This is a genomic window from Phenylobacterium sp. (assembly GCF_036402295.1).
GTDB lineage: Bacteria > Pseudomonadota > Alphaproteobacteria > Caulobacterales > Caulobacteraceae > Phenylobacterium.
Window position 1 is genome coordinate 1 of the sequence record NZ_DASWTE010000329.1, and the last position, 5,256, is coordinate 5,256.

Genomic DNA, 5,256 nt, shown 5'->3' on the forward strand with positions numbered 1-5,256 from the left:
AGCGGCGCCGGGTCGGTTGCCGATTCCGCCCGCCCCGCCTTGCCGAACACGCTGTGCACTTCGGGCACGGTCTTGATCAGGCGGTCGGTCTGCTGCAGCAATTGCTGCACCTTGCCGGCGCCCAGGCCGGGCAAGGCGGACGGCATGTACAGCACGTCGCCCTCGTCCAGCGGCGGCATGAATTCCCCACCCAGGCGCCCCAGCGGCCACAGCGACAGCAGCGCCACCGCCGCCGCCAGCGCCAGCGTGGCTTTCGGCCAGCGCAGGACTTGCTCGAGCAAGGGCCGGTAAGCCGCGATCAGCCAGCGATTGAGCGGGTTGGCATGTTCGTCCGGGATGCGGCCGCGGATCAGGTAGCCCATCAGGACCGGGATCAGGGTCACCGCCAGCGCCGCCGCCGCCGCCATCGCATAGGTCTTGGTGAAGGCCAGCGGCGCGAACAGGCGGCCTTCCTGCGCTTCCAGCGTGAACACCGGCACGAAGGACAGCACGATGATCAGCAGGGAGAAGAACAGCGCCGGTCCCACTTGCGCCGCCGCCGCGCCGATCACCTGCCAGTGCTCGTCGCCTTCCAGCGTGCGGCCGGGATGCTCGTGGCGCCACGCTTCCATATGCTTGTGCGCATTCTCGATCATCACCACCGCCGCATCGACCATGGCGCCGATGGCGATGGCGATGCCGCCCAGCGACATGATATTGGCGTTCACGCCCTGCGCGCGCATGACCAGGAAGGCGAAGAGCACCCCCAGCGGCAGGGTGATGACCGCCACCAAGGCCGAGCGGGCATGCCAGAGGAACAGCGCGCAGACGAGCGCCACGACCACGAACTCTTCCGCGAGCTTCTGGGTGAGGTTGGCAATTGCGCGGTCGATGAGCTGCGAGCGGTCGTAGGTGGTGACCAGCTCCACGCCGGCCGGAAGGCTGCGCTTCAGCTCTGCCACCTTGGCCTTCACGGCCCCCAGGGTCTCGCGGGCGTTCTTGCCGGAGCGCAGGACCACAACGCCGCCCGCCACTTCGCCCTCGCCGTTCAACTCGGCGACGCCGCGGCGCATCTCCGGTCCGAGCTGGACGGTCGCCACGTCGGCCAGGCGCACCGGCACGCCCCCGGCTGCGGTGCGCAGCGGGATGGCGCGGAAGTCGTCCAGCGTCTTCAGGTAGCCGGAGGCGCGGACCATGTACTCGGCCTCGCCCATCTCCAGCACGGAGCCGCCGGCCTCCTGGTTGGCGCGCCGGATCGCCTCGACGACCTCCGGGTGCGTCACGCGGTAGGCGGCGAGCCGCACCGGGTCGAGGACCACCTGGTACTGCCGCACCATGCCGCCGACGCTGGCCACCTCGGCCACGCCGGGGACGGTCTTCAGCTCGTAGCGGAGGAACCAGTCCTGCAGGCCGCGAAGCTGCGACAGGTCGTGGCGGCCGGAGCGGTCGATGAGGGCGTACTCGTAAATCCAGCCCACGCCTGTGGCGTCCGGGCCGAGGGACGGCCTCGCGGACGCCGGCAACCGGCCCTGCGTCTGGTTCAGGTACTCCAGCACGCGCGAGCGAGCCCAGTAGAGGTCGGTCCCATCCTCGAACAGCACGTAGACGAAGCTGTCGCCGAAGAACGAATAGCCGCGCACCGTCTTGGCGCCGGGCACGGAGAGCATGGTGGTGGTCAGCGGATAGGTGACCTGGTTCTCCACGATCTGCGGCGCTTGGCCGGGATAGGTCGTGCGGATCACCACCTGCACGTCGGAGAGGTCGGGCAGGGCGTCGACCGGCGTCGAGCGCACGGCGAGCACGCCAGCCACGAGCAGGGCCACGGCGGCGAGCAGGACCAGGAAGCGGCCCCGGACCGAGGCGCGGATCAGGGCCGCGATCATGGCGAAACCCGGTTCATGCGGCGCACGGTCGGACCGGCAGGCGCCTGCTCGAAGGCAAAGTTCACCCGGTCGCCGGCCTTCAGGCCACGCGCCAGGGCGGGGTCGGCGAGCCGGAACTGCATGGTCATGGCGGGCCACTGGATCGCCGGCACCGGCTCGTGGCTCAAGGTCACCCGGTCCGGCGCGATCTGCTCGACCCGGCCGACGCTCTCGTGGAGGGCGGCCGCGGCCTTGAGCGGCGCGGGGGCGCCGAGCGGCCTGGCCTGGACGCCTGACAGGCTGGCCTCGCTGTCGAGCAGGAACTGGCCCGAGGCCACCACCTTCTCACCCGCCGACAGGCCCGCCAGCACCTCGGTGCGGCCGCCGGCTTCGCGACCGACGCGGACCTCCGCCGGGGTGTAGCGACCGCCGGGATCCGCCAGCATCACCAGGGTGCGCCGTCCGGTGCGGATCACCGCCTCGGAGGGCACGAGCAGCGCCGGCTGCGCCACCCCGCCGAACTGCACCGTGGCGAACATGCCGGGCCGCAGCCGGCCATCCGGGTTGGGCAGCTCGACACGCGCCGTGAGCGTCCGGCTCTCGGCTTCGGCCTGGGGCAGGATGGCGGTCACCCGACCACTGAAGGTCTGGCCTGGATAAGCGGCGAGCGTGGCGGTGACCGTCTGTCCGGGCTGCACCAGACCCGCGGCGGCCTCCGGGACCGCCGCGTTCAGCCACACACGGCCGAGGCCGTTCACCTCCGCCAGGGTCTGGCCGGCCGCCACCGTCATGCCGCTCCGGACGCCTAGACTCTTGATAACCCCGCCGCTAGGCGTCGTGACGGTGGCGACATTGCGCACCTGGCCGCTGCGCTCCACCGAGGCGATCAGGCCCGGCGGCATGCCCAGCAGTTGGAGGCGCTGGCGCGCGGCGCGGATCAGGGCGGCGTCGCCTGTGCGGCGGACCGCCAGGAACTCGCCCTGCGCGCCCGCCCACTCCGGGACCAGCACATCGGCCAGCGGCGCGCCGGCGCCGACGACATCGCCCGGCGCACGCCCATAGACCCGCTGCACGAACCCAGCGGCCTTGGCCTGGACCACGGCGACGTCGCGCTCGTTGAAGTCGATGACGCCCGTGGCGGTTACGCCGCTCGGAAGCGTTCCCCGCTCGATGGTGGCGGTCCGAACGCCGAGGTTCTGGACCTTGGCGGGGTCGATCTGCACCCCGGGCCCAGGGGGCGCCTCGTCCGCGTACTTCGCGACCAGCGGCATATCCATGTAGGGAGACTTGCCGGGCCGCTCGAAGCGCTGGCCCGGAACCATCGGGTCGTACCAGTAGAGCACCTTGCGGGATTCGGCGGTCGGACCGGCGGGCGCGCCGGCCGGCGTCGTGGCGCGGCCGATGAGCACGCCGCCCGCGAGCGCGGCGGCGGAGAGGGCCGAGGCCGCGATCAGGCCGGCGCGGGAGGTCTTGAAACGGGTCATTGATCACTCCCGAAGGCGTAGGCCAGCCGCACGGCCTGGCTGGCCAGGGCGGCTTCGCGGTCGAGCAGGGTGAGGTGGGCTTCGGCCCGGGCGGCGAGCGCCTCGGTCACCTCGGCCACGCCGGTGCGGCCAGCGGCGTAGCTCGCGGTCTCCAGGTCGGCCCGGGCCCGCGCGAGCGGAACGAGGGTGTCGCGGGCGCGCAACCACTGCTCGCGGCGCATGGCGTAGTCCGCCAGGCCTGCCTCGAGCTCTGCCGCCAGGGTCCGCCGCGCGGCTTCGCGCTGGGCCCGCGCCTGGGCGAAGGCGGCGGTGCGGGCGGCGATGATCGGCTCCTGGCGGTTGCGTGCGAAGACCGGCAGGCTGACGGTGACACCCACCGAGACCATGTCGCCGAACATCGGGTCGCGGCGTTGGTAGGCGACCTCGAGACCGAGGTCCGGGCGTTTGGCGGCGCGGGCGAGGCCGACTTCAGCGCCGGCCTGGCGGACCGCGGCGTCGCGGGCTTCCAGCGTGGGGTGGCGTTCGACGCTCGCCCGCAGCGCCGCGGCATCGAACTCCAGGCTCGGCGCCGCGCCAGCGGTCCCCACGTCCGGGTCTCCGGTCCATCGGGCCAGGCGCGCACGGGCGGTGGCCACGGCTGCGGCCAGTTCGCTGCGGCGATCGGCGAGCTCGGCGCGCAGCCGCTGCGCCTCCGGTCCCGCCGCGGGCCTGGCCGCCCCCGATGCGACGCTGCTGAAGGTCGCGTCCCAGAGCGGGTCCAGGCTCACGGCGGCGTCGTCCAGGGCCTGCAGGCGTCGCTGGGCGTAGTGCAGCTCGGTCCAGGCGGCGGCCACGGCGGCGCGCACCTCCCGGGCCGCGACACGGCGGTCGGCCAGGGCCGCGGAGATGTCGGTCCGGGCGCGCTCACGTTCGGCGTTCCGCCTGGCGCGGCTGGGCAGCTCCTGCATGAAACCGACGCGGGCCATGGTCATGTCCTCGGCGTCGAACCGGCCGGCGGCGGGGCCCGAGATGGGGAAGTTGTCGATCCCCAGCTGCAGCTTGGGATCGGGCAAGGCGCCGGCCGCGCGGGCGGCCGAGCGGGCGGCTTCAGCTTGCAGGGCGGCCGCCTGCAGCTCGGGCGCTTGCGCCTCGGCCGCGTCGAGGGCGGCGGCGAGCGTGATCGGCGCAGCCCGCCCGGCCGTCGCGATCAGGCAGAGGGTGGCGCCGGCGGCGAGGCCGGACCAAGCGACGTGGCGGCGCAGCCGCCCGACGCGCGGGGAAATCCAAGTCATGAGCTTGTCCTGAAGACGGAGCGAGGGCGCAGGCGCGCGGTCTCAGGCCGCGGCGGCGCTCAGGCGTCGGCGGCGAGCTTCAGGCGGTGGCTCTCGGTGGTCGTTCGGGGCGGGATGGTGGTCGATCTCGCACGACATGGGTGGGGGGCGGGACGTACCGGATCCAGGTTTGGCCCCGCCCATCCACCTCGAGGGCCTGGGGCAGGTCGGCGACGACCCCCGCCATGGCGACGCAGGCGGCTGCGCAGGCGGGGTCCATGGGTGCGGACGGATCGGGATCACAACAGGGCATGGCGGACATCCCGTCCGCCGGTCCCGGCGCGGCCACGGTCTCATCCATATGCGCGCACGTGCTCGCAGCGGCCGCGGTGTTCAGCGGGCTGAGGGCCAGGGCCAGGGCGGCGAGGAGCGCTAGGAGGCGCGCGATCATTTGCAAATCATGGCGCCCTTCCGAGGTACAGTCATTGATCCTGCTCAAGTGCTCCTGCCCAGCCGAAGGCGCGCCAAGGTTCGTCGTCCGGCCACGGCCCGTCACCGTCGTGGCGCTGCGCAATGCGCTCAAGCGGAGCAAGCTGGATCTCGCGATCCCCCGACTGCAGCCGCTGGGTCCCGTTGAGCCTTACGAGGGCTGAGCAAGGAAAGAATTCGCCACCGTCGTCA

4 protein-coding genes are annotated in these 5,256 nt (G+C 72.7%); all 4 read right to left on the reverse strand.

Features of this window, described 5'->3' with window-relative positions:
• Positions 1-1,862 (reverse strand): CusA/CzcA family heavy metal efflux RND transporter (locus VGD44_RS19595; RefSeq protein WP_331090062.1); only part of this gene is annotated, 1,862 nt, incomplete at its 3' end.
• Positions 1,859-3,325 (reverse strand): efflux RND transporter periplasmic adaptor subunit, encoded by a 1,467-nt coding sequence (locus VGD44_RS19600; RefSeq protein WP_331090063.1) that lies wholly within the window; start codon positions 3,323-3,325, stop codon positions 1,859-1,861. The genes VGD44_RS19600 and VGD44_RS19595, both read right to left, overlap by 4 nt.
• Entirely contained in the window at positions 3,322-4,596 is a 1,275-nt protein-coding gene (locus VGD44_RS19605) for a TolC family protein (protein ID WP_331090064.1), read from the reverse strand. Before VGD44_RS19605 ends, VGD44_RS19600 begins: the two co-directional genes overlap by 4 nt.
• A 461-nt stretch (positions 4,597-5,057) precedes the next feature.
• On the reverse strand, positions 5,058-5,256 hold a 199-nt coding region (locus VGD44_RS19610; RefSeq protein WP_331090065.1), incomplete at its 5' end, for a hypothetical protein.

What these genes read in the sequence shown, in the direction of transcription:
- VGD44_RS19600 (WP_331090063.1), bottom strand. Translation starts at nt 3,325, where the DNA reads ATGACCCGTTTCAAGACCTCCCGCGCCGGCCTGATCGCGGCCTCGGCC.
- VGD44_RS19605 (WP_331090064.1), bottom strand. Translation starts at nt 4,596, where the DNA reads ATGACTTGGATTTCCCCGCGCGTCGGGCGGCTGCGCCGCCACGTCGCT.